Source organism: Fusobacterium sp., assembly GCF_030528405.1.
Taxonomy (GTDB): Bacteria; Fusobacteriota; Fusobacteriia; order Fusobacteriales; family Fusobacteriaceae; genus Fusobacterium.
Genome location: NZ_JAUMYY010000011.1, coordinates 12,673 through 36,653, shown reverse-complemented (window position 1 = coordinate 36,653; position 23,981 = coordinate 12,673). Strand labels below are relative to the sequence as shown.

Genomic DNA, 23,981 nt, shown 5'->3' with positions numbered 1-23,981 from the left:
TGTAGATTATTTAAATTTATAAAACAAATGGAATTACTCCGTCTATTCCTAGAGGTAATCCTGTTAAGAACCAGATAACCAAGAATATAATCCATCCAATTAAGAAACAAATAGAGTAAGGTAACATTAGAGAAATTAAAGTACCTATACCAGCATTTTTATCATACTTTTGTGTAAATGCAACTATCATTGCAAAATAACTCATAAGTGGAGTAATTATATTAGTAGTAGAATCTCCAACTCTATATGCTAATTGAGTAAATTCAGGTGAATATCCTAATCTCATTAACATAGGAACAAAAACAGGAGCCATAATAGCCCATTTAGCTGATGCAGAACCCATAAATAAATTTATGAAAGCAGAAACTAAAACAAATAAAACAATTAATGGTACACCAGTAAGACCTATACTTTCTAAGAAATCAGCACCTTTTACTGCAATAAATGTTCCAAGGTGAGTATAGTTAAAATAAGCAACAAATTGAGCTGCAGCAAATACAAGAGCTAAGTAACCTCCCATAGTTGCAAGAGATGTTCCCATCATTCCAGCTATATCTTTGTCAGATTTTATAGTTTTTGTAGTAAGCCCATAAACTATACCAGGGAATAAGAAAAACATCATAAGAGTTGGAACCAGACCTTTAGAAGTCCATTCTTTTAATGTTCCACTAGTTCTTAAAACAGCATTTTCAGGCAAAGTTAAGAAAGCCATAAGAGCTATAAATAAAATAACAGTGATACCAGCATATCTTAACCCTTTTTTCTCAACATCACTAAGTTCATGAGTGTTTGCAACTTCATCACCTTTATATTCTCCCAATCTAGGCTCAATAATTTTATCAGTTATATAAGTTCCTAGAAGAGTTAATAAGAAAGTAGAAGCAACCATGAAATAATAGTTAGATGCAGGATTAACGAAATAATCAGGTCTTAATAGTCTAGCAGCCTCAGTTGTAATTCCAGATAAAAGTGGATCAAGAGTTCCAAGTAATAGGTTTGCAGAAAAACCGCCAGAAACACCAGCAAACGCAGCAGCAAGACCTGCTAGAGGATGTCTTCCAAATGATAAGAAAATTAAAGCTCCTAAAGGTATTAAAATAACATAACCAGCATCAGAAGCTATATTAGACATAACACCAGCAAAAACTACCATAGCTGTTAAAGCTCTTTTTGGAGTAGCTAAAACAACTTTTCTCATAACAGCTCCCATAAGTCCTGTTTTTTCACAAACTCCTATACCTATTATGGCAACAAGAACAGTTCCTAATGGAGCAAATCCTGTAAAATTACCAACCATTGAAGAGAATATGTATCTAATTCCCTCAGGATTTAATAAAGATTTTATTGCAAGAGTTGTTTCCTTAATTTCCATTGTTTTTCTATCTAGTGCAGTGTAAGTAACAGATGTCCCTCCAGCAGCAGCAATAGCAGAAATAATAGCAATAATTAAACACAGAATCCAAAATAATGTGAATGGATGTGGAAGTTTGTTACCACCCTTCTCAACAAAATCAAGAAATTTTTCTAAAAAACTTTTCTTTTCTTTAACCATAATACCTCCTATTTTTTTGTCTACATTTTAAATGTAGTGTTTTTTATAAAAACATTTTTGATAATATCATAATAATATAAAACTTATAAAAAATCAAGTAAAATTTAATGAAAAACAAGAAAAATTTTAAACATCACAAATTGAAACTTAATAAAAAATTTAATATTTGAATCTAAATAAGAAATGATATAAAATATAGGTATAAAAATACAAGGAGGAAAAATGAAAATTTTAAAATGGTTTTTTAATTTTTTAAAAAGTATTATTTTATTTATAGTTAAAGAAATATTTTCTTTTTTTATAAAATTTGCCTTATTTCTTTTTTTTATAATAATAATTTTCGTAGCTATTCTTGAAAAAGAAGAAAGACCTAAAATAAAAAAGGATATTTATGTAACTATAGATTTAGGAGAAAAAATTAGGGAAAAGGGGCATGGTAAACATATTTTTGAAGAAGAGAGTATAAATTTTTATTCTTTAATAAAAAATGTTATGGATATAAATTTTAATGACAATGTAAAAGGTATTGTATTGAAGTTAAATGGTGTAAGTTTAAGCTATGCTCAGTTAGAAGAATTAGGAAAGGAATTAGCAGAGATAAAAGAAAATAAGAATATAGATACTATAGCATATATGGAGGATGTTAATAGAAAAAATCTATATATTGCTAGTTTTGTGGATAAAATCTATATGCCTAAAACTCATTCAACAGTTGTCAATATTTTTCCATATTTTAAGGAGAGTTTTTACAAAAAAAATCTTCTAGACAAATTAGGGCTAAAGGTCAATATAGTTAACACGGGAGACTATAAAAGCTATGGCGAAGATTTAGCTAGTTCACAGATGTCAAAGGAGAACAGAGAGGATACAACAAGAATATTGAATGAAAATTATCAGCATTTTCTGGATGTAGTGAGTGAGAATTTAAAATATAATAGGGAAAGTTTAGATAAAATAATAAAAGAAGGAGAACTGGTTGCAGCTTCTTCACAGGATCTGTTTGATAAAAAAATAATTAATGGATATATTTATTGGGATGAGCTTTTAAGAAATATAGGTGAAGAGAGGATAGTTAGTCTAGGTGAATATGCTAAAAATTATTCTGTATATAGTTATCCTAGAAGTAACAATAAAATATATGTATTGGCTTTAGAAGGAGAAATAATTCATTATGATGAAGATATTTTTGATAATATGTTTATAGGTTCTACAAGTATAATTAAAAATTTAGATAAACTTGAGAAGGATGGAACTGTAAAGGGGGTTGTTTTAAGAATTGATTCTCCAGGAGGTTCAGCTCTTACCTCGGATAAAATTAATAATAGAATAAAAGAGTTTATTAAAAAGAAACCTATCTATGTTTCCATGGGAACTGTTGCAGCTTCGGGAGGATACTATATTTCTTCAAATGCTACAAAAATATTTGCAGATGAGAATACAATAACAGGCTCAATAGGTGTTGTCAGTATAATACCTAATTTTTCTGAACTTTTAAAAAAAGTTGGAATTAATAATGAAAAGATAAGTGAAGGAAATTTTGCAGATCTGTATTCTTCAGAACAAATGACAGAAGAAAAATATAATAAAATTCTAAAATCTAATTTAAAAGTGTATGATGATTTTTTAAATGAGGTAGCGGAAGGAAGAAAAATACCTAGAGAAAAATTAGAAAAAATAGCAGAGGGAAGAATATGGACTGGGAGAGAAGCTGTTCAAATAGGGCTTGTTGATGAAGTAGGAGGACTTTCTGATAGCATTTTTTCTATGGTTACAGACTTACAGTTAGATGAAGATTTTGAAGTAGTGTTTTTAGAAGAAAAACTAGATGTCAAAAATTTATATAAAAAATATTCAAGATTTCTAAAGAAAGATGCTCTAAATTTAATAAAAAACAAGTTATATGATGAAAATATGTATAATAAACCAATTTTATATATGCCTTATGAAATATTAGAATAAAATACACTATTGAAATATTAAAAAAATAAAGGTATAATAAACAAGGTACAAAAACTTTTAGGAGGAAGAAATGGTTAGAAAGTTAAAAGGTTCAAGACCTGCTGGAAATGCAAACCAAGCTGATATAGTAAAACAAGCTCAAGCTATGCAACAGCAAATGTTAGAAATTCAAGAGGAATTAAAAAATAAAGAAGTTAAATCTTCAGTTGGTGGAGGGGCAGTAAGTGTTAGAGTAAATGGACAAAAAGAACTAATTGAAGTTAAACTTAGTGATGAGATAGTTAAAGAGGCAGCAACTGACAAAGAAATGCTTGAGGACCTTATACTATCAGCAATAAAAGATGCAATGACACAGGCGGATGAATTAGCTGAAAGTGAAATGTCTAAGGTGACAGGTGGGCTAAACATTCCAGGACTATTTTAATCTTAAGAAATTCTAAATCTTAAAAATAGATTGAGAAAATTAAACCCAAGAGATGTTTTCTCTTGGGTATTTTTATATAAATATTAAATTTATAAGGATTTTATGATTCAGCCAAGGAACAAAAATAATTCTCATAGAGGTATATGTAATGGAAGAAAATAGAAAATATCGTTTTTATGGGTTAATCCTTTATTATATTCTAAAATTTTTATTTTTTACTTTAAAAGTAAGAGTAGTTAATAAGGCGAATATAGACACAAATAAAGCATATATATATGCTTTTTGGCATAATAAACTTGCAACACCTTCCATATTTTTTAAAGGTCTTGAAAAAAAGGTTGCTCTTTCAAGCCCAACAAAAGATGGAGAACTAATAAGTGTTCCGCTTGAAAAACTTGGTTATACATTAGTTAGGGGCTCATCAGATAAAAAATCAGTATCCAGTACAATAAGTCTTTTGAAATATTTAAAGAAGGGCTATTCTATGGGAACTCCTCTTGATGGTCCAAAAGGACCCAAAGAAAAGGCAAAAAAAGGCTTACTTTATTTAGCACAAAAGAGTTCTATACCACTTGTAACTTTTGGAGTTGCTTATGAAAAAAAATGGATATTTAAAAAGACTTGGGATAAGTTTGAAATGCCTAAACCTTTTTCTAAAATTTGTATTTTTATTGGTGAGGAAATAAAGATAGGAGAAGATGAAGATATAGATAAATTAGCTGAACATATTCAAGGGAAAATAAATGAGGCTAATAGTTTAGCAGAAAAATATTTGGAGGAAAATAATGTGTAGAGAGTGCAAAAATTTTTATGTAACAACACCAATTTATTATGTTAATGGTGATCCACATGTAGGAACAGCATATACAACAATAGCAGCAGATGTAATGAATAGATATAGAAAATCAATGGGAGATGACACATATTTTTTGACAGGAACAGATGAGCATGGTCAAAAAGTTGAACAAACGGCCGCACAAAAAGGCTATAGCCCTCAGGCATGGACTGATTATATGGTTCCAAATTTTAAAAATATGTGGTCAGCTCTTGATATAAAATATGATGATTTTATAAGAACGACAGAGGAAAGACATAAATTAGCTGTTAGAAAGATTTTAGATGTTGTAAATAAAAAAGGAGATATCTATAAGGGTGAATATGAAGGAAAATATTGTATTTCATGTGAAACTTTTTTTCCAGAAAATCAATTAAATGGTAGTAATAAATGTCCAGATTGTGGCAAAGATTTAAGTATAGTAAAAGAGGAATCCTATTTTTTCAGAATGTCAAAATATGCGGATAAATTACTTCAACATATAGAAAAGAATCCAGATTTTATACTACCGCATTCAAGAAGAAATGAAGTAGTAGCTTTTATTAAACAAGGTCTACAGGATTTATCTATTTCTAGAAATACTTTTTCTTGGGGAATACCTATAGATTTTGCTCCAGGACATATAACGTATGTTTGGTTTGATGCACTTACAAATTATATGACAGCTGTGGGCTATGAGAGCAATTTAGAAATGTTTAATAAAAAATGGAATAATTCAAGAGTTGTTCATTTAATAGGAAAAGATATTTTAAGATTTCATGCTATTATTTGGCCTTGTATGCTTCTATCTGCAGGGGAAAAACTTCCTGATAGTATAGTGGCTCATGGATGGTGGACATCAGAGGGAGAGAAGATGTCTAAATCGAAAAACAATGTTGTAGATCCATATAAAGAAATTAAAAAATATGGAGTTGATGCTTTCAGATACTATTTATTGAGAGAAGCAAGTTTTGGAAGCGATGGAGATTATTCAACAAAATCTGTAATAAATAGATTAAATTCAGATTTATCTAATGACTTAGGGAATTTATTGAATAGAACATTGGGAATGTATAAAAAATATTTCTCTTCTGTAATTGCTACTAATGGACAAGATGAGGAACTTGATAAGCAAATTAAAAAACTTTTTGAGGAAGTGTTAAAAGAAGTGGAAGAACATATGTATTTATTTGAATACTCAAAGGCTTTGGAATCGATTTGGAAATTCATTTCCAGATTAAATAAATATATAGATGAAACTATGCCTTGGGTATTAGCAAAGGATGAAGGTAAAAAACAAAGATTGGCAACTGTTATGAATATTTTAGCGGAAGCGCTTTATAAAATAGCTTTTATGATTTCACCTTTTATGCCTGGATCAGCAAAAAAAATATATGAACAACTAGGTTTTGAAGTTAAAGTTGAAGATTTAAGGATAGAGAATATAAGACAATGGAATAAATTTCCGTCGGGTCATAAATTAGGAGAGGCAAATCCTATTTTTCCAAGAATAGAAATAGAAAAAGAAGAAGATACAAATAAGAAAGAGTTAAAAGTGGCAAATCCAATTGATATAAAAGAATTTAGTAAGGTTGAAATAAAAGTTGTTGAAATATTAGATGTCGATAAAGTTGAAGGAGCAGATAAACTTCTGAAGTTTAAAATCTTTGACGGAGAATTTGAAAGACAAATTATTTCAGGAATAGCAAAATATTACCCAGACTTTAAAAAACTTATTGGAAAAAAAGTAATGGCAGTAACAAATTTAAAATTTACTAAATTGAAAGGTGAATTATCACAGGGAATGTTGCTTACAACTGAAGATAAAAATGGAGTTAAATTGGTTTTTATAGATAAAGATATTCAAGCAGGTGCTATTATTAAATAATTGAATAAAGGAGAAACTATGAAAAGAGTTAGAAAAGCTGTTATTCCTGCTGCGGGATTGGGAACTAGAGTTTTACCGGCAACAAAGGCTTTACCTAAAGAGATGCTAAATATAGTTGATAAACCTTCATTACAATATATAGTTGAAGAATTGGTGGAAGCAGGAATCACTGATATAGTAATAATAACAGGAAGAAATAAAAACTCAATAGAGGATCATTTCGATTATTCTTATGAGATGGAAGAAACTTTAAAAAATTCAAATAAAGCTGAACTTTTATCTAAAATATCTCATATTTCAAATATGGCAAATATTTATTATGTCAGACAAAATATGCCTTTGGGTTTAGGACATGCAATACTTAAGGCAAAAAGTTTCATAGGCGATGAACCTTTTTTGATAGCACTGGGAGATGATATCATATATAATTCTCAAAAAGTTGTATCTAAACAACTTATAGAAAAGTATGAAAAATATGGTAAATCTGTAATAGGCTGTCAGGAAGTACCACAGGAAGATGTTTCAAAATATGGTATTGTTGAAGTTAAAAAAACTTTAGACGACAGAACTTTTGAAATAAATGACTTCATTGAAAAACCAAATATAGAGGAGGCACCATCTAAGATGGCCTGTCTAGGACGCTACTTATTATCACCTAAAATATTTGAGTTTTTAGAGAATGCAAAACCTGGTAAAGGTGGAGAAATTCAATTAACAGATTCAATTTTAAATATGCTTAGAGCAGGAGAAGATGTACTTGCTTATAATTTTGAAGGTAAGAGATATGACATAGGTAATAAGATAGGTTTGCTCATAGCAAATATAGAGTATGGTCTTAAAAATGAAGAAACTAAGGAAGATTTGAGGAAATACTTAAAAGATTTAAAGATTAGCTTATAAATTTAAGAATTAATAAAACTTTAATTCAAAAATTTTGTGGTTAAGGATAGCAAAATTTATCTTTGTTGTTGACATTTTTTACAAAAAATGTAATAATTAAATAAGAATTTTAATTTGCAAAACAAAATAAAGTTTTTTGGAGGATTTATGGAACATAAGAATGCATTGTTTATGGTACATTTTGGGACTACACATGATGACACAAGAGAGCTGACAATTGATAAAATGAATAAAAAATTTTCTTTAGAATTTAAAGACTATGATATGTATGAAGCTTATACCTCTAGAATGATTTTAAAGAAATTGAAAGACAGAAATATAAAAAAAGAAGATCCACTAAAAGTTTTGGCTAAGTTAGCAGAGCAAGGTTATGAAAATCTTATAGTTCAACCTTCATATATAATTCCTGGTATAGAATATGAAAATTTATTGGATGAGTTAAAAAGCTACGAACATAGATTTAAAACGATAAAGATAGGGAAGCCTCTTCTTTATAATGTAGAGGATTATAAAAAAATTGTTGAAGCACTTCAAGATGAATATGTACCTCAAAATAAAAAAGAAGCTTTAGTTTTAGTATGTCATGGTACAGATTCTCCTGTTGGAGCAGCTTATGCTATGATAGAGTATGTATTTGATGAATATGGGCATGAAAATGTTTATGTTGTGAGCACAAAAGAATATCCTCTTATGGATGTTTTAATAAAAAAATTAAAAAAAGATGGCATAGAGGAAGTAACGATGGCACCGTTTATGTTTGTGGCAGGAGAACATGCTAAAAATGATATGGCTATTGATTATAAAGAAGAATTAGAAGAAAATGGTATCAAGGTAAATAGAGTTATTTTAAAAGGTTTAGGAGAATTTGAGGCTATACAAAATATTTTTTTAGCTCATTTGAATACAGCTTTGAAAGAAAAGAAATCATCTATTGGAGATTTCAAAAAGGAGTATTCTAAAAAATATTTGTAAACTCTATTATAATTAATTTAGATGTTTTAGGAAAATTTCATCATAAAAAGAGGCTGTTGCATTTTAAGATTTTAAAATCAAATTTGCAGCAGCCTCTTTTCTTTTATAAATTTGGAATATTGGTTAATTTTAAGTTAAATGAACTAAGTTTTTTCATAAATTTACTTTCTTCCATATAAGAGTCATCATTTCCATTTATAAAGACAACTGTACCATTTTTTATTAAAGAAACGACATTAGCTATTATATTTGTAGGTAAAACTGGACAGCCTAGACTTCTACCTAGAAAGCCATATTTTTCAAAATAACTATCGTCGGCAATATTCCCACCATGGATAACAATGGCTCTTTCTTCAGCGTTAGAATTAATATTTTCTTCTAAGCCTTTTAATCTGAGAGATGTTCCATAAGCACCATTGTATTCCTCAAGGGTTAGATAAAAACCTAAGGAGTTTTCAAAGGAGTTAGGGTCATTTGAAAACTTTATTGGTATATCGAAACCTGAATTTTTAGAATGTGCTATACGAGTATTATATAAAACTTTATTATTAGCTAAGTCAAGTAAGAAAAATCTTTCATCTGAAGAAGGTTTAGAATAATCTATGATAGCTAAAAGTTCTGAAGTTTTTTCTGAAATTTGTAAGTAACCAAGGTAGGCCTTTTCAAAAATTTCATATTCTAATTTGTTATTAAAATTAAAAGAGTTATACTTATCAACTATATTAATATTATTATCTGAAAAACTAAACTTTGAAATTATAATTAAAAAGATTAATAATTTTTTTAACATAAATCCTCCTATCTTTTTCTATGTTCTTCTATTAATTTTTCAACTTTTTTACTATGTAAAAAAGCATAAAAATTTTTTACATTTTCAGAAGTTTCTTTTTTTACATAACTATTATAAACTATTTTTTCATCAGTACTTTCTCCCTTTTCATCAATAGTACTTAATGTGAAACAAATTTCAGTATTTTTTGTAGAACTAAGAAGTAGGGAATTTATTACAGCATAATCGCTTTCATATAGGTCAACACTTTGCATAGCAGAGATAGCATCGTCCACATATTCTATATTTTTTGATATTTCTTTAAAGAAATCTAAGTTTGAAATATTATCAATGAAAATTTTACCTACTTTACTCTCATAATTTGGGCAAGCTATATGACTATATAGAAGATCATTTAGGCTGTTTAATTTTCTTCTTCCTATTAATAAAATAGTATCATCAGCAAAAAAGCTTTCATGAAAGTCATCTTTATAAGAAATTTTTTCTGTTTCTTCTATGGTAGTAAAAAAATTCTCATCAGAGCTTATAATTATATCTAAACTTTTCAAATTTTTAGGTTTTTCATTTAAAATATTTATTTTAACATTTCTATTCTCTTTTTCATAGCTCTTAATAATATCATTTGTAAGAATAATTAAATTTTTATCAGTATAAATGCTAATACTCTCTTTTACTTCTTTTTTACAAGAGTTAAAAAAAGAAAGACTAAAAAGTATAAGCATCAAGATTTTTTTCATAGTTCTCCCTTCTTAAACAGTTTGTTCTCCACATATGGAAAGCTTAAAAGCTTTTTTAATTTCTTCAAGAGAAAGTTTTTTTCCAAGTAGATACATCATCTTTGTTATAGCTGCTTCAGAAGTAATGTCACTCCCACTTATTACACCCATTTTAGATAGAGTATCAGTTGATTCATAAAGAGGCATTTTTACACTACCAGAGACACATTGAGTTACATCTAAAATAGGAATCCCTTGTTCAGCTATTGATTTTAAACTATCTATAAAATAACTATCAGTAGGTGTATTTCCGCTTCCATAAGTTTTTAAAATCAGAGCTTCTATATCTGAATCAATTTTAAAAAATTCTCTTAAATATTTTGGATTCATTCCAGGAAATAATTCTAGCATAATTACATTAGAATTTAAACTCTTATCAAGATAAAAATTTTCATTGGGAAGAGGAAGAATTCTATTATGTATTATTTTAATTTCAGAAGCTAATTCAGCTAAGGGCAAATAATTAGGAGAAGAAAAACCATAGTAGTTGTTGCTATCAGTTTTCTTACTTCTATTTGCTCTTAAAAGAGTATCTCTAAAACAGATACAGACCTCAGGAACTAGACTGATATTGAATAATTTGTGTCCTGCTATATAAATAGAGTTTATTAAATTTTGTAAGCCGTCACTTCTTGGGTAAACTAAAGGAGATTGAGCACCAGTCAATATAACAGGTTTAGCTAAGTTTTTAAACATATATGAAAGCATTGAACCAGTATATGCCATAGTGTCGGTTCCATGTAGTATTACAAAGCCGATATATTTGTCATAATTTTTTTTAATAACCTCTGCTAAATTTAACCAAAAACTAGGATTGGCATCCGATGAATCAATTAAAGTTTCAAATTGATAATAATCAGTTGGAAATTGCTTAAGAACTGGATGTTCAGCAGTTATTTCTTGCCAATTATAGGCAGGTCTTAAAGGATTACCCACCATACCAATTGTTCCACCTGTATTTATAATGAGTATTTTATCTTTCATTTTCTACCTTATACTCCTCTAAAAATTTTATTAAAACTTTAGACATTTTATCACTGAAAGGAGAATGACCAGCTCCTTCAACAACGACTAATTCAAAATTTTCTAATTTTTCAGTAAGCTTAAAAGCTGAATAAAGTCTACAATTAAAGTCTAAACGTCCATGTGCAATAGAACAGGGAATATTTTTTATTTTATTTGCATTATTTAAAATATAGTTGTTATCTTTCCAATGCATTTCATTATAGAAATAATGAGTTTCAATAAGAGCTAAAGATAAGTCATGAGGCAAAATTTCAGGATTAATTGGAGGCATTTCAGATTCCATAACTCTCAATTCATAATCACTCCAAATTTTACAAGCAGTTTTTCTAGATTCTTCATCTTCATTTAAATGAATTCTTTTATAATAAGCTTTAAGCATATTTTCTCGTTCTTCAACTGGTATAAAACTTTCAAATTTTTTAAATTCATCAGGATAGATTTCAGATAGTCCACCTTTTTGGAAAAACCAAAGTAAATCTTCCCTGTTTGATAAACAAATACCTTGCAAAAACATTTTTTTCACCCTTTCTGGATGATGAAAGGCATAAGTTAAAGCTAAAGTTGAGCCAAAGCTCCCACCGAAAAGTAACCATTTTTCAAGACCTATATGCTTTCTAATTTTTTCCATATCTTCAACTAAATGAAAAATAGTATTATTTTCTACGCAAAGAAAGGGTTTAGACCTACCACAACCTCTTTGGTCAAATAAAATTATATGATAAAATTCTGGGTCAAAAAATCTTCTGGCTTTTTTTCCACAACCAGCTCCCGGTCCACCATGTAAAAAAACTATAGCTTCCCCATTTGGATTTCCACACTCTTCAACATATATACTGTGAGTACTATCAACGTCAAGCATGTAAGATTTAAAAGGTTCAATGCTTGGATAAAATTCTGTATTCATTTAAAACTTCCTTTCTGAGTAACAATTATATTAATATAAGTATACCAAAGTATCAAAAAAAAATAAATATAAAAGTTTTTTGGAGAAAAAATGGCATTTAAAATAATAACGATTCCTTTTGATAAAAAAATATGTGAATTTAACAATGAAATATTAGATAAATTTGTAAATAATAAAAAAATAGAAGAGTATCTTTTAAATATGTTAAATTTATCTTTAAAAAAGGAAGCTACTTATTTTAATAAAGTTGATAATGGGATTTCTTTTTGTGGAGTTAGAATATTTAAAAATCTTATAAGAATAAAAAGAGAGAGTATTACTATAAGTCAAACTAAAATAAAACAAAAACTCAAAGAATATCAAAATAAAGAGATTACTGAAGAGGAATTATACAAGACTTTAAATAGTATATTTGGTTATTGGAAAAATATAATACTAGAAATTTAAGAATAAAATTAATAAAAAAATTTAATTTAATATAGGGTATATATTATATAGGTGCTTCTTGGAACAATAGTGCTAACAATTGCGAGGTTTCTAATCGTAATAAGAATGATGCTTCCAATAGGAACAACAATATTGGTTTTCGCCTTTTGTAAGACTTTTTTAAGGTAAGATATTTTAAGGAATATTTTAAAAGAAAAGTACAAATATATATCCTGAATAATTATTCAAAAAAAGTAATGTAATTTTATTGTAGTAAATTGATTATTGAAATATTAAAATTATAAAAACAAGATTTTTTAAGAAGGAGTAATAATGAATATAAAATTTTTAGATCCAACGATTTTATCAATAGTTTCAATAGTTGTAAGCATAATAAACTTTTTTTATACAAGAAAACAAGATAAAATAGGCTTAATGTTTAAAACTTGGCAAGTATATTTTGAAGAAAATAAAGAAAAGATAAGGCAACAAGAAAAAATAACTGATGATATTTTTAAGAAATTAAATAGTAGAGCAGGTTTAATTCCATATTTTAATCTAATTCTAGATGATTCAAAAATTAAAGAAGAAAATGGGAAAATATATTTAGAAGTTTCATTAATTAATATAGGGAAAGAATCTGCAACAAATATTGGAATATGTCAAATGGAAAATAGAAAGGAAATTATAACTGAAGGATATAGTAAAAATAACTATACTATCTATAGATATATAGATAAATATTATGCTATGGTAGGAGATAGAATAAGTTTTTCAGTGATGACTGATAGAAAAGAAAAACTAATGAATGACTTTTTGAAATTTAAAATAGAATACTATGACTTAATTGGTAATAGATATGAACAAGAATTTAAATTTGGATATTATGATAATTTTAATGGAAAAGATGAAAAATATTATAATTTAAATAATACTTCATATTTACCCGAATTAGTAGAAGAAAATAAATATTAATAAAATTATATAAGGTTTAATGATAAGTTACTTTAAAAAAAATATGGGGTTGCCGCAATTTTTATAATTGTGACAGCCCCATTTATAGTGATATATACCTTATCCAAATAAATCTGAATGACTTCCTGTTCTTGATAGAACTAAAACTAACTTTTCTTTTTCTATTTTGTATATTAATAGCCAATCATTTAAAATATGGCATTCCCTATATCCTTTAAAATTTCCAATTAATTCATGGTCCTTATAGATTATAGGTAATTCCTTTCCTTGAGCTAAAATCTCAATAACTTTTTTTAGTAAGTTTTCATTATATCCTCTTTTTTTGATTTTTTTATATTCTTTTTCAAATTTTGTAGTAGTTATTATTTAATATTTATACATTTTTGTTTAGCTCCTCAAATAAATCATCTACATTTGAATAAACAGGTCTTTTAATTTCCTCATTTAAAATTTTTTCAGTTTCTTCAATAGCTTCAAGAGTATCTTTATTAGGAAGTTTTAAGTCAAAAGGGATACCCTGTTCAAGTATACATTTTCTTAAAAATAAATTTATAGCAGTGCTCATATTTAAACCTATTTCCTTATAAATATTTTCAGCTTCTTTTTTAATATCTTCATTAACTCTAATATTTATAATAGCCATAATATTCCCTCCTTTATTTTGTATATATATTGTCAATACAATTATATCAATAAAAAAATAGAATTGCAATATAATATTTTTAGATAATATCAATTATATAGCTTTTAAAAATATTTAAAAAAATAAATATAAAAGTTTTTTATAAAATAAAGAGAGAAAGTATTGAATTAAAATACTTTGTCAAAGATTAAATAATGGCGAGATTAATCTCGCCATTATTGATTTATATAAGCCATATATGATATAATGGCTATGAAAAAGGAGGTGTTATTTTGAGAAAGTTTAACTATTTAAAACTTATGGATTTAACTTTACCAGCTAATATCTATCATATTATAGCAGAAATTCATGAATATAAAGGGAAACAAGAGCTATATGTAGAAAATTATCCAGATGTTTTGGAAAAGATGATCTATGTTGCAAAAGTACAAAGTACAAAGTCTTCTAATGCTATTGAAGGAATTTATACTAATGATACAAGACTACAAAAATTAATGAAAAAAAAAGCAGAGCCTAAAAACAGAGATGAAGAAGAAATAGCAGGATATAGACATGTACTTGACATTATACATGAAAATTATCCATATATTGAGTTTAATAAAAATGATATCTTAACCTTGCATAATCAACTATATTCTTATTCCTATGCAAAGAATAAGGGAAAATTCAAGACATTTGACAACACCATTGTTGAAGTTGATATAAAAGGCAATAAAAAAATTCGTTTTCAGCCTGTTAGTAGTTTTGAAACTGAAAGATATTTTGATAAAATGGTAGAAGCATATAATGAAGCAGTGAAAGCAAATATTCCACCATTATTTTTAATACCTGTTGTTATTCATGATTTTTTATGTATTCACCCATTTGATGATGGAAATGGAAGAATGAGTAGAATACTAACACTTCTTTTATTATATAAATTTGGGTATTTTGTTGGAAGATATATCAGTGTGGAAATGTTAATTGAGGAAAGCAAGGATTCTTATTATGAAGGACTAAGAAATTCTAGTGAAAAATGGCATACAGGAGAAAATGATGAACTTCCGTTTATGAAATATATGCTTGGAATCATCCTAAAAGCCTATAAAGAATGTGATGACAGATTTAAATTGATTGGAGAAAAGAAATTGACATCTCCTGAAAGGGTACTATTTATCATTCGAAGATCATTGGGACCATTATCTAAAAAAGATATTATGATTCTTTGCCCAGACATATCACAAAGAACTATAGAAAGAGCTTTAAAAGAATTGCAAGATAATAAAAAGATAAAACAAATAGGAAATGGTCGTTCAACAAAATATATTAAGATTTAATTTTGAAGAAGTAGCTTTTAAAGTTTAGAGAAAGTCGGTATAATATCGTAAAGAAGAAAGTAATAACATGTAAACTAAATTTATATAAATGTGAGGGGTTATTTTGGAAAAAATTATAGAAGTAAATAAATTAGTTAAAAGCTATGGAAATAGAGAAATTTTAAAAGAACTTTCTTTTTCTATTGATAAAGGAGCATTTATTTCAATAATAGGAGAAAGTGGAGCTGGAAAGTCAACACTTATGAGATGTTTAAATGCACTTGAAGAAATAAATTCTGGAAGTATAAAATTTTATGGTAAAGAAATTACAAATTTAAAAGAAAAAGAAAAAAATGAAGTGAAAAGAAAAATGGCTTTTGTTTTTCAAGATTTTAATATAATAGAAAACCTATATGTCATAGAAAATGTAATGCTTCCTTTTTTAGCTAAAAAAAATGCTTTTCAGGTTTTAATTAATTCTTACTCTAAGAATGAATATGAAAGAGCTATGTATTGTTTAGAAAAAGTAGGACTTACAAAATTAGCTTATACAAAGGCAAAGTATTTATCGGGTGGAGAAAAGCAAAGAGTTGCAATTGCAAGAGCTTTAGCACCAAATGTTGATCTAATTTTAGCAGATGAGCCAATAAGTAGTTTAGATGAAAAAAATGCAAAACAAATCATGGAAATATTTAAAAGAATAAATGATAAGAAAAATAAAACTATAATTTTAAATTTGCATAATGTAGATATAGCAAAGAGATTTTCAGATAAAATTTTAGCATTAAAAGATGGCAAAATATTCTTTTTTAAGGAAAGTGAAAAGGTAAGTGAAGATGACATTAGAAAAGTTTATAAAAATTCAGAAAATTAAAAATTTAATAAAATGTAGTTTGTATTCAATATTTTTATTGCTTTTTTTTCTACAAATAAATCTTTCTTTTGAAGATTTTCTGCAAGGTTTTATAAAATTAACTTATATTTTAAAAGGTATGAGTAGGATAGATTTTTCAGACTATGGAAAAGTTCTTTTTAAAGTTTTTGAAACTTTCATTATAGCCTTTGTATCTTCGTTTTTTGGGGTTCTTTTTGCAGCTTTATTTTCACCTTTTTTTTCATCTTATACAATAAAAAATAAGTATATTTTAAAAATTTTAAATTCAATTTTCTCAATTTTTAGAACAGTTCCAGCTTTAGTTTTTGCAGCTATTTTAGTTAATTTAATTGGGACAGGAAGTTTTACAGGTTTTATAAGTCTTTTTATAATTACTTTCTTTTCAGCAAGTAAGCTAATAAAAGAATATTTGGAAGAAATAGCGAAGGAAAGAATAAACTCCTTTAAAAGTTTAGCTTTTTCTAAATTTACTTTTTTTAGAGCCTGTGTCTATCCAATATCTAAGCCCTATATACTTTCTATATTTTTTTTAAGTTTAGAATCAAGTATGCGTGGAGCAAGCGTTTTGGGAATGGTAGGTGCTGGAGGAATAGGGCAGGAACTATGGAAAAATTTAAATTATTTGAGATATGATAAAGTATCTTTTATCATAGTTCTACTTTTGCTTTTTATTTTTATAACGGATTCAATTAGTTATTTTTTTAGAAAAAAAGATGATTTTTTAAAAACTAGTAGTTATAGAGCATATAGTATTCAAAAAAATATAAAGATATTTTTTGCACTATTCCTATTTTTTATATTATTTTATTTTTTAAAAATACTTTATTTATCTGCAGATATGCCATCTTTATCTACAATTTTTGAAAGATTTTTTGAATTTTTAAAAAAGATGGGGCATATAGATTTTTCGTATTATAAAAAAGCAATATTAGCACTATTGGAAAGCTTTTCTTTAGCTTTCTTTGCAACTTTTTTAGCAGCACCTACAGCTATAATATTAAGTTTTTTTGCAAATTCTAACATTTCAAATTCAAAAGTATCAATACTGGCTAAATTTTTTATAAATTTAATCAGAACTTTTCCACCTGTAATAGTAGCTATAATATTTTTCTCCGGTTTTGGTCCTAGCTTTATAAGTGGTTTTTTTGCCCTTTATTTATATACAACTGGAGTTATTTCAAAAGTTTATACTGATATTTTAGAAAGTAGTGAAATTGATTACGGACTATATGGGAAAAGTATAGGCTTAAAAAAATTCTACACTTATTTAAGATTTTGGATACCATCGACATATACAAATTTCATTTCAATTTTACTGTATAGATTCGAATCCAATATGAAAAATTCAAGTATTTTAGGAATGGTAGGAGCTGGAGGAATAGGAGAGCTTTTAATAAATCATATTAATTATAGAAACTGGGAGAAAGTTTGGTTTCTACTTTTAATACTTATTTTTACGATAATTTTAATAGAAAATATATCGATTTATGTCAGAACTGTATTAAAAAAATAGTAGATTTTTTGAAATTCGATAAGAAATGTAGTAAAAATATAAAAAATTTAATTGAAAAAAACGTTTTAAAGTGCTATAATATCTCTAAAATAAACTTCCTATTTTTATAGGGGAGGAGGCTATAAAAAATTTAAAGATAATTACAGAAATATTTAGACAATAAATATAAAAGTAATTATTTTTTTATTTATATAGTGAGAAAATAATATTGAGAATTGCTACTTAGCAAGGATTAATTCTAAATTATAATATAATTAAACCATTGAAATAAAAGGTGTTACTGATGAAAAGGAATAGATTAATTTGTACAAGAGTAATTTATATTGGACTTTTAATAGCTTTGTATGAAGGGCTTTTTAGAATAGTAAACATAAATAGAAACCTGATTATCTATTCTTTTTTGTTTGCTCTGTTTTTTTTATATTTTATATGTGGAAACTTAAATTTTACTACTAAAGATTCCAAATGCAGTAGTATTTTTTTAAATACTTTTGTTTTTGGAATATTTTTTATATATTATAGATCGCTTTCTATTTTTATGATATTTGTTATTTTTTCATTATTTCAGCTATTTTTGGATAGAGTAATAATTAAAATATTTGATAAAAAAGAGTATTATATAGATAGATATATCAGCGTTAGAAATGTAGTGAAAGTTTTTTTAGACTCAATTGCAATAGTCTTAGGAATGCTTATAACCTATATTTTTAAATATGATAACTTATGGTTTAGTTATCTTGATAAGAGATTTATACTTTTATATTTAGGAATATTTTTGGTAGGATATTTTCATACACGAATGAACGAAAAGAGTTGGTCTTATACAAATATTTTAGATGTTCTTTCATTGATAATTTTAAATTCAATATCAGCAATAGTATTTTTAATGGTTATATATGTGAGATTAATTAGATACCCTGTGTTATTAGTTTTTCTTAACCTGATAATTTCTGTTTTTTTTCAATTGTTTTTTAGATATTTGTTTAGAGTTAAAAGATATTATTCTAACAGAAATAAAGGTCAAGCTATTGAAAAGAGGGTTCTAATATATGGAGCTGGAGAAGCAGGAGCAATGCTTGCAAAAGAATCGTTAACTAATAATAAATTTCCCTATGATATAGTTGGTTTCATAGACGACAGTACAAAAAAAGTAGGTACATATATATATAATATAAAAGTTTTAGGGGATAGAAATTCGATAGAAAAAATAGTTAGTAGGGAAAAGATAAATGAAATTATTATAACTTTACCTTCAGTACATAGTTCTGAATTGAGAAAAATAATAGATAGAATAAAAGAAATCAGAAATATAAAAATTAAAATGTTACCATCAGTTACTAATTTGGTAAGTGAAACAGATCTTAGTCATCAAATTAGAGAAGTTAAGGTTGAAGATTTGCTTGGAAGAGATGAAGTAGAGATAAATGATATAAATATAAGGACTCTTATAGAAAACAAAGTAATTTTTGTAACAGGAGGAGCAGGAAGTATAGGCTCTGAGCTTTCAAGACAGATAGCTAAATATTCTCCTAAAAAGCTTATAAATCTTGATATAAATGAAAATTCTATTTATTTTTTAGAACTAGAAATAAAAAGATTTTATCCTAAGTTAGATTTAGTTTCAGAAATTTGTAGTGTAAGAGATAGAGAAAAGTTGGAATTATTGTTTGAAAAATATAGACCCAATATAATTTTTCATGCAGCTGCACATAAGCATGTACCTTTGATGGAGCATAATCCTGAAGAAGCAATAAAAAATAATATATTTGGAACAAAAAATGTAGCAGAATGTGCTGATAAATATAAAGTGGATAGAATGGTTTTAATTTCTACAGACAAGGCAGTGAATCCTACAAATATAATGGGGGCAACAAAAAGGGCTTGTGAACTTATAATTCAAGATATGACAAAAATTTCAAAACATACTAAATATATGGCAGTGAGATTTGGAAATGTTTTAGGAAGCAATGGTTCAGTAATTCCTATATTTAAAAAATTAATTGATGAAGGTAAAAATTTGACTATTACTCATAAAGATATTACAAGATATTTCATGACCATTCCAGAGGCAGCACAGCTTGTTATAGAAGCGGGTGCATTAGGCAATGGTGGTGAGATTTTTATACTAGATATGGGAAAACCTGTTAAAATATATGATTTAGCTAAGACGATGATTAAACTTTCAAATGCAGATATTGGAATAGATATAGTGGGATTAAGACCTGGAGAAAAGTTGTATGAGGAATTACTTTATGATGTAAACTCAGCTATAAAAACAGAAAATAAAAAAATATTTATAACAAATATTGAGGATGGTCAAGTTGATATAAGAAACTTTTATGGATTATTAGAAGATTGTGTAAAAAGAGCAAATATAGATGAAATTAAATGTGTAATGAAAGATTTAGTAAGGTCTTATAAAGAGGTTGAATATGCTAAAAAGAGGGAGCTATGATAAGGAAAAGGGTTTTTGATTTATTTTTTTCAATACTTGGATTAATATTTTTCTTTCCTATATTTTTAATAATTGCAGTCTTTATAAAATTAGACTCATCAGGAGAAGTTTTTTTTAGACAAATAAGAATAACTAAGGATGGAGAAAAGTTTAAAATTTATAAATTTAGAACCATGAAAAAAGATACAGAGGGAAATAAACAAATAACAGTAGGGCAAGATAGTAGAGTAACTAAAGTAGGAAATTTTTTGAGAAAAACCAAATTAGATGAATTACCTCAATTAATTAATATAATAAAAGGAGAGATGAGTTTTGTAGGGCCACGCCCAGAAGTTCCTAAATATGTTGCTTATTATACAGAAGAACAAAAAGAAATATTGAAAGTAAAAGCGGGAATAACGGATTATGCATCAATTTATTTCTCAAATGAAAGTGAAATTTTAGGCATACAGGAGGATCCAGAAGATTACTATATTAAAAATATAATGCCATATAAAATAGAGTTAAATAAAAAATATATAGAAGAAATGGGACTTATAACGGATATAAAAATAATAGTTTTAACTATATTAAAAATAATTGGAGTAGAAATAAAAAGCTAAGTGAGTGGGAGGAAATATGGAAAAAAGAATTATACAATTTTCACCACCTGATATAGGGCAAAAAGAAATAGATGAAGTAGTAGATACTCTAAAATCAGGTTGGATAACAACAGGACCTAAAACTAAAATCTTTGAAGAGGAAATAAGCAAATATTGTAACTCAGATAAAACAGTTTGCTTAAATTCAGCAACAGCGGCAATGGAGTTAGCATTAAGATTATTTGATGTGGGACCTGGAGATGAGGTTATAACAAGTGTTTATACATATTCAGCCTCTGCAAGTGTAGCACTACATTGCGGAGCGAAAGTAGTTTTAGTAGATACTAAACCTGGAAGTTTTAATATAGATCCTAAGGAAATAGATAAAGCAATAACGGAAAAAACAAAGGTTATAATTCCAGTTGATATAGCAGGATACCCAGCAGACTATGAAGAAATTTTTGAAATAGTTGAAAAGAAAAAAAACATATTTAATCCTAAAAAGGGAACATATCAGGAAAAATTAGGAAGAATAATGGTTTTAGCTGATGCAGCACACTCATTTGGTAGTATTTATAAGGGAAAAAAAGTTGGTAGTGTTGCAGATTTTACATCTTTTTCATTTCATGCAATTAAAAACTTAACAACAGCTGAAGGAGGCGCTTTAACTTGGTGTAACAAAGAATGGCAAGATAGTGAAACTCTTTATAAAGAATTAATGTTGCTTGCTCTTCACGGACAAAACAAAGATGCCTTAGCAAAAATGAAGGCAGGAGCTTGGAGATACGATATTTTAATTCCAGGATATAAATGTAATATGACTGATATTATGGCTTCAATCGGACTTGCACAATTAAAAAGATATGATAATGAAATTTTGAAAAAAAAGAAGGAAATAGTTTCTTGGTATGAGAAAGAATTAAAAGGACTATTAGAAAAAATAGAGCTTCCAATTTTTAAAGAAGATGATAATGAAAGCTGTAGGCATTTGTATATGATTCGTCTAAAAGATAGAGAAGAAGATTTTAGAGATAAGGTAATTGAGGATTTGGCAAAAGAAGGTATAGCTACTAACGTTCACTTTCAACCATTGGCTTTATTTACTGCATATAAAAATTTAGGCTTTGATATTAAAAACTATCCTAATGCATATAATATGTATAAAAATGAAATTTCACTGCCTATTCATGATTTTATAAGTAAAGAGGATGTGAAGTATATAATAAATTACTTATGGGAGGCTATAAATAAATTATGAATAATCAATACAGATATAGATTAGCGAAAATGTGTGATTTAGATGAGATAGCCGAAATACATATACAGGAATTTTCAGATTATTTTTTAACAGCTTTTGGAAAAGAATTAATTTACAAATTTTATAAGTGTTATTTGGAAAACAAGGAAATTTTTGTTGTTGTAGAGAATAAAGAAAAAATATTAGGTTTTATTCTAGGGAGCAGTGATTCAAATTCTAGAAAAAATTTTTTTAAAGAGAACTTTAATAAAATATCATTAATTATTTTAAAAGAATTACTTAAAGGAAATAAAGTTTTATGGGGAGGAATTTGGAAAAGAATTTCTTTCATAAAAGAGGCTTTTTTTATAAAGTTTTTTTCTAGAAGTGGAGAGAAAAAACTACCAGAAAGTAAATCACAAAGGCTACTTTCTATAGCAATTAGAAAAGAGTTTCGAGGTGAAAACATTGCATACAATATGGAAAAATTTTTTTGTGAAGCATTAATAAAAAATAATATAAAAAAAGTCGGTTTATCAGTAAAAAGTGAGAATGAAAGAGCTATACATTTTTATAAAAAGTGCGGATATGAAATTGAAAAAAAAGAGGAAAAAAGTATATATTTTATTAAAAATTTAATTTAATAGGGGAAAAAGATGAAAAGAATATGTGTAGTTGGTTTGGGGTATGTAGGTTTACCATTAGCAATAGCCTTTGCTGAAAAAGAATTCAATGTTATAGGTTTTGATTTAAATCAGGAAAAAATAAAAAAATATTTAGAAGGGATTGACCCTACAAATGAAGTAGGGAATGAAAAAATAAAAAATATAAAAAATATAGATTTCACTTCAGATGAAAAAAAAATAAGTGAGGCTGATTTTATAGTAGTAGCAGTACCTACTCCTGTTTTAGAAAATAAAGCTCCAGATTTTAGACCACTAATAGGTGCATCAAGAATTATTGGTAGGAATATGAAAAAAAGAACAATAGTTGTTTATGAATCAACAGTTTATCCAGGTGCAACAGAAGAAGTATGCTTACCAATTCTGGAAAAAGAATCTGGAATGAAATGTGGCTCAGATTTTAAAATAGGTTATTCACCAGAAAGAGTAAATCCAGCAGATAAGGTTAATACTTTAACTAAGATAGTTAAAATTACTTCAGGAATAGATAAAGAAAGCTCAGATATAATTGCTGATATTTATGGTCAAATTATAGAGGCAGGAATTCATAAGGCAAGCTCAATAAAAGTTGCAGAGGCTGCAAAAGTAATTGAAAATTCCCAAAGAGATATAAATATTGCCTTTGTTAATGAACTGTCATTAATATTTGATAAAATAGGAGTTGATACTTTAGAAGTTTTAGAAGCAGCAGGAACTAAGTGGAATTTTATTCCTTATAGACCGGGACTAGTTGGTGGGCATTGTATAGGAGTTGACCCATATTATTTAGCCGACAAAGCAGCAGAATTAGGTTACCATGCACAGGTAATTTTAGCAGGAAGAAGAATTAATGATGGAATGGCAAACTTTGTTGCGCAAAAAATAATAAAGAAAATGATAGAAAACAATATGACTATAAAAGGTTCTAAAGTTTTAGTAATGGGTTTAACATTTAAGGAGAATTGTCCTGATTTGAGAAATTCTAAAGTAAATGACATGATAATAGAACTTAAAGAGTTTGGAGTAGAAATTATAGTTGTCGATGCTTGGGCGAATAATGAAGAAGCAATTGAAGAATATGGAATAAAATTAGAAAATTTAGAAAATGTAAAAGATGTTGATACTGTTGTTGTAGCTGTTGGTCATAAACAATATAGAGAAATGAAATTGGAAGAATTAAAAAAATTATTTAAAAAAGACCACAAAAAACCATTACTTATAGATGTGAAGTCAATTTATAGTAAAAAAGATGCAGAAGATATTTTTGATTATTGGCGATTATAATGGGAGGGAA

General features: G+C 27.1%; 23 protein-coding genes. 16 read left to right on the top strand and 7 right to left on the bottom strand.

Annotated features, from left to right (window positions below; genetic code table 11):
- Positions 1-16 precede the first annotated feature (16 nt).
- Positions 17-1,552: an AbgT family transporter gene (locus Q4A58_RS03130; protein WP_303116502.1), complete on the bottom strand. Its 1,536-nt coding sequence runs from the start codon at positions 1,550-1,552 to the stop codon at positions 17-19.
- A gap of 222 nt (positions 1,553-1,774) precedes the next feature.
- Here Q4A58_RS03130 and sppA point away from each other — a divergent pair, with 222 nt between their 5' ends.
- The 6 genes from sppA (at position 1,775) to Q4A58_RS03100 (ending at position 8,509) form a co-directional block, all read left to right on the top strand.
- Entirely contained in the window at positions 1,775-3,511 is a 1,737-nt protein-coding gene (gene sppA, locus Q4A58_RS03125; protein ID WP_303116501.1) for a signal peptide peptidase SppA, read from the top strand.
- Between the two features lie 70 nt (positions 3,512-3,581).
- Positions 3,582-3,935, top strand: coding sequence for a YbaB/EbfC family nucleoid-associated protein (locus tag Q4A58_RS03120; RefSeq protein ID WP_303116500.1), 354 nt, complete (start codon positions 3,582-3,584; stop codon positions 3,933-3,935).
- Positions 3,936-4,083: 148 nt separating this feature from the next.
- Positions 4,084-4,728, top strand: a complete 645-nt coding sequence (locus Q4A58_RS03115; protein WP_303116499.1) for a lysophospholipid acyltransferase family protein — start codon at positions 4,084-4,086, stop codon at positions 4,726-4,728.
- The gene (gene metG / locus Q4A58_RS03110) at positions 4,721-6,637 is read left to right on the top strand and encodes a methionine--tRNA ligase (RefSeq protein ID WP_303116497.1); all 1,917 of its coding nucleotides are present in this window, start codon (positions 4,721-4,723) and stop codon (positions 6,635-6,637) included. The genes Q4A58_RS03115 and metG overlap by 8 nt, the downstream gene beginning before the upstream one ends.
- 18 nt (positions 6,638-6,655) lie before the next feature.
- A complete protein-coding gene (gene galU / locus Q4A58_RS03105) occupies positions 6,656-7,537 on the top strand; it encodes a UTP--glucose-1-phosphate uridylyltransferase GalU (protein ID WP_303116495.1) in 882 nt (293 codons plus the stop codon).
- 147 nt (positions 7,538-7,684) lie between these two features.
- On the top strand, positions 7,685-8,509 hold the full coding sequence (locus tag Q4A58_RS03100) for a sirohydrochlorin cobaltochelatase (RefSeq protein ID WP_303116494.1): 825 nt from the start codon (positions 7,685-7,687) through the stop codon (positions 8,507-8,509).
- Between the two features lie 103 nt (positions 8,510-8,612).
- Here the strand turns inward: Q4A58_RS03100 and Q4A58_RS03095 are convergent, their stop codons facing one another.
- From Q4A58_RS03095 to pip, 4 genes are read right to left on the bottom strand one after another with little or no spacing between them, the layout of a single operon-like run.
- Positions 8,613-9,299 carry a murein L,D-transpeptidase catalytic domain family protein gene (locus Q4A58_RS03095; RefSeq protein ID WP_368501059.1) on the bottom strand — a complete coding sequence of 229 codons (687 nt, stop codon included), beginning with the start codon at positions 9,297-9,299 and terminating at the stop codon, positions 8,613-8,615.
- A gap of 8 nt (positions 9,300-9,307) precedes the next feature.
- On the bottom strand, positions 9,308-10,036 hold the full coding sequence (locus tag Q4A58_RS03090) for a hypothetical protein (RefSeq protein WP_303116492.1): 729 nt from the start codon (positions 10,034-10,036) through the stop codon (positions 9,308-9,310).
- Between the two features lie 12 nt (positions 10,037-10,048).
- Complete coding sequence (locus tag Q4A58_RS03085) at positions 10,049-11,059, bottom strand: asparaginase (RefSeq protein ID WP_303116491.1); 1,011 nt, start codon at positions 11,057-11,059, stop codon at positions 10,049-10,051.
- Positions 11,049-12,005 (bottom strand): prolyl aminopeptidase, encoded by a 957-nt coding sequence (pip, locus tag Q4A58_RS03080; protein WP_303116490.1) that lies wholly within the window; start codon positions 12,003-12,005, stop codon positions 11,049-11,051. Before pip ends, Q4A58_RS03085 begins: the two co-directional genes overlap by 11 nt.
- Positions 12,006-12,095: 90 nt before the next feature.
- Here pip and Q4A58_RS03075 point away from each other — a divergent pair, with 90 nt between their 5' ends.
- Complete coding sequence (locus Q4A58_RS03075) at positions 12,096-12,452, top strand: hypothetical protein (protein ID WP_303116489.1); 357 nt, start codon at positions 12,096-12,098, stop codon at positions 12,450-12,452.
- Positions 12,453-12,764: 312 nt separating this feature from the next.
- Entirely contained in the window at positions 12,765-13,406 is a 642-nt protein-coding gene (locus Q4A58_RS03070) for a hypothetical protein (RefSeq protein ID WP_303116488.1), read from the top strand.
- Between the two features lie 99 nt (positions 13,407-13,505).
- Here Q4A58_RS03070 and Q4A58_RS03065 read toward each other — a convergent pair whose 3' ends face one another.
- Together Q4A58_RS03065 and Q4A58_RS03060 are read right to left on the bottom strand one after the other, a co-directional pair.
- Positions 13,506-13,772, bottom strand: coding sequence for a type II toxin-antitoxin system YafQ family toxin (locus Q4A58_RS03065; protein ID WP_303116527.1), 267 nt, complete (start codon positions 13,770-13,772; stop codon positions 13,506-13,508).
- Between the two features lie 7 nt (positions 13,773-13,779).
- Positions 13,780-14,049, bottom strand: a complete 270-nt coding sequence (locus tag Q4A58_RS03060; protein WP_303116487.1) for a type II toxin-antitoxin system RelB/DinJ family antitoxin — start codon at positions 14,047-14,049, stop codon at positions 13,780-13,782.
- Positions 14,050-14,321: 272 nt separating this feature from the next.
- Here Q4A58_RS03060 and Q4A58_RS03055 point away from each other — a divergent pair, with 272 nt between their 5' ends.
- From Q4A58_RS03055 to Q4A58_RS03020, 8 genes are all read left to right on the top strand, one after another.
- Positions 14,322-15,365: a Fic family protein gene (locus Q4A58_RS03055; protein WP_303116486.1), complete on the top strand. Its 1,044-nt coding sequence runs from the start codon at positions 14,322-14,324 to the stop codon at positions 15,363-15,365.
- Between the two features lie 103 nt (positions 15,366-15,468).
- Positions 15,469-16,218: a phosphonate ABC transporter ATP-binding protein gene (gene phnC / locus Q4A58_RS03050; protein ID WP_303116485.1), complete on the top strand. Its 750-nt coding sequence runs from the start codon at positions 15,469-15,471 to the stop codon at positions 16,216-16,218.
- On the top strand, positions 16,181-17,752 hold the full coding sequence (locus tag Q4A58_RS03045) for an ABC transporter permease (protein WP_303116526.1): 1,572 nt from the start codon (positions 16,181-16,183) through the stop codon (positions 17,750-17,752). The genes phnC and Q4A58_RS03045 overlap by 38 nt, the downstream gene beginning before the upstream one ends.
- Before the next feature lie 283 nt (positions 17,753-18,035).
- Complete coding sequence (locus Q4A58_RS03040; RefSeq protein WP_303116484.1) at positions 18,036-20,207, top strand: nucleoside-diphosphate sugar epimerase/dehydratase; 2,172 nt, start codon at positions 18,036-18,038, stop codon at positions 20,205-20,207.
- Entirely contained in the window at positions 20,204-20,809 is a 606-nt protein-coding gene (locus tag Q4A58_RS03035; protein ID WP_303116483.1) for a sugar transferase, read from the top strand. Before Q4A58_RS03040 ends, Q4A58_RS03035 begins: the two co-directional genes overlap by 4 nt.
- Before the next feature lie 16 nt (positions 20,810-20,825).
- Complete coding sequence (locus Q4A58_RS03030) at positions 20,826-22,046, top strand: DegT/DnrJ/EryC1/StrS aminotransferase family protein (protein ID WP_303116482.1); 1,221 nt, start codon at positions 20,826-20,828, stop codon at positions 22,044-22,046.
- Positions 22,043-22,669 carry a GNAT family N-acetyltransferase gene (locus tag Q4A58_RS03025; RefSeq protein ID WP_303116481.1) on the top strand — a complete coding sequence of 209 codons (627 nt, stop codon included), beginning with the start codon at positions 22,043-22,045 and terminating at the stop codon, positions 22,667-22,669. Before Q4A58_RS03030 ends, Q4A58_RS03025 begins: the two co-directional genes overlap by 4 nt.
- Before the next feature lie 12 nt (positions 22,670-22,681).
- Entirely contained in the window at positions 22,682-23,971 is a 1,290-nt protein-coding gene (locus Q4A58_RS03020) for a nucleotide sugar dehydrogenase (RefSeq protein ID WP_303116480.1), read from the top strand.
- The last annotated feature ends 10 nt before the right edge of the window (positions 23,972-23,981 follow it).

Bases quoted from the DNA above. Each gene is read 5' to 3' on its own strand.
- Q4A58_RS03130 (WP_303116502.1), bottom strand. From the start codon at position 1,552: ATGGTTAAAGAAAAGAAAAGTTTTTTAGAAAAATTTCTTGATTTTGTT.
- sppA (WP_303116501.1), top strand. From the start codon at position 1,775: ATGAAAATTTTAAAATGGTTTTTTAATTTTTTAAAAAGTATTATTTTA.
- Q4A58_RS03120 (WP_303116500.1), top strand. From the start codon at position 3,582: ATGGTTAGAAAGTTAAAAGGTTCAAGACCTGCTGGAAATGCAAACCAA.
- Q4A58_RS03115 (WP_303116499.1), top strand. From the start codon at position 4,084: ATGGAAGAAAATAGAAAATATCGTTTTTATGGGTTAATCCTTTATTAT.
- metG (WP_303116497.1), top strand. From the start codon at position 4,721: ATGTGTAGAGAGTGCAAAAATTTTTATGTAACAACACCAATTTATTAT.
- galU (WP_303116495.1), top strand. From the start codon at position 6,656: ATGAAAAGAGTTAGAAAAGCTGTTATTCCTGCTGCGGGATTGGGAACT.
- Q4A58_RS03100 (WP_303116494.1), top strand. From the start codon at position 7,685: ATGGAACATAAGAATGCATTGTTTATGGTACATTTTGGGACTACACAT.
- Q4A58_RS03095 (WP_368501059.1), bottom strand. From the start codon at position 9,299: ATGTTAAAAAAATTATTAATCTTTTTAATTATAATTTCAAAGTTTAGT.
- Q4A58_RS03090 (WP_303116492.1), bottom strand. From the start codon at position 10,036: ATGAAAAAAATCTTGATGCTTATACTTTTTAGTCTTTCTTTTTTTAAC.
- Q4A58_RS03085 (WP_303116491.1), bottom strand. From the start codon at position 11,059: ATGAAAGATAAAATACTCATTATAAATACAGGTGGAACAATTGGTATG.
- pip (WP_303116490.1), bottom strand. From the start codon at position 12,005: ATGAATACAGAATTTTATCCAAGCATTGAACCTTTTAAATCTTACATG.
- Q4A58_RS03075 (WP_303116489.1), top strand. From the start codon at position 12,096: ATGGCATTTAAAATAATAACGATTCCTTTTGATAAAAAAATATGTGAA.
- Q4A58_RS03070 (WP_303116488.1), top strand. From the start codon at position 12,765: ATGAATATAAAATTTTTAGATCCAACGATTTTATCAATAGTTTCAATA.
- Q4A58_RS03060 (WP_303116487.1), bottom strand. From the start codon at position 14,049: ATGGCTATTATAAATATTAGAGTTAATGAAGATATTAAAAAAGAAGCT.
- Q4A58_RS03045 (WP_303116526.1), top strand. From the start codon at position 16,181: ATGACATTAGAAAAGTTTATAAAAATTCAGAAAATTAAAAATTTAATA.
- Q4A58_RS03040 (WP_303116484.1), top strand. From the start codon at position 18,036: ATGAAAAGGAATAGATTAATTTGTACAAGAGTAATTTATATTGGACTT.
- Q4A58_RS03035 (WP_303116483.1), top strand. From the start codon at position 20,204: ATGATAAGGAAAAGGGTTTTTGATTTATTTTTTTCAATACTTGGATTA.
- Q4A58_RS03030 (WP_303116482.1), top strand. From the start codon at position 20,826: ATGGAAAAAAGAATTATACAATTTTCACCACCTGATATAGGGCAAAAA.
- Q4A58_RS03025 (WP_303116481.1), top strand. From the start codon at position 22,043: ATGAATAATCAATACAGATATAGATTAGCGAAAATGTGTGATTTAGAT.
- Q4A58_RS03020 (WP_303116480.1), top strand. From the start codon at position 22,682: ATGAAAAGAATATGTGTAGTTGGTTTGGGGTATGTAGGTTTACCATTA.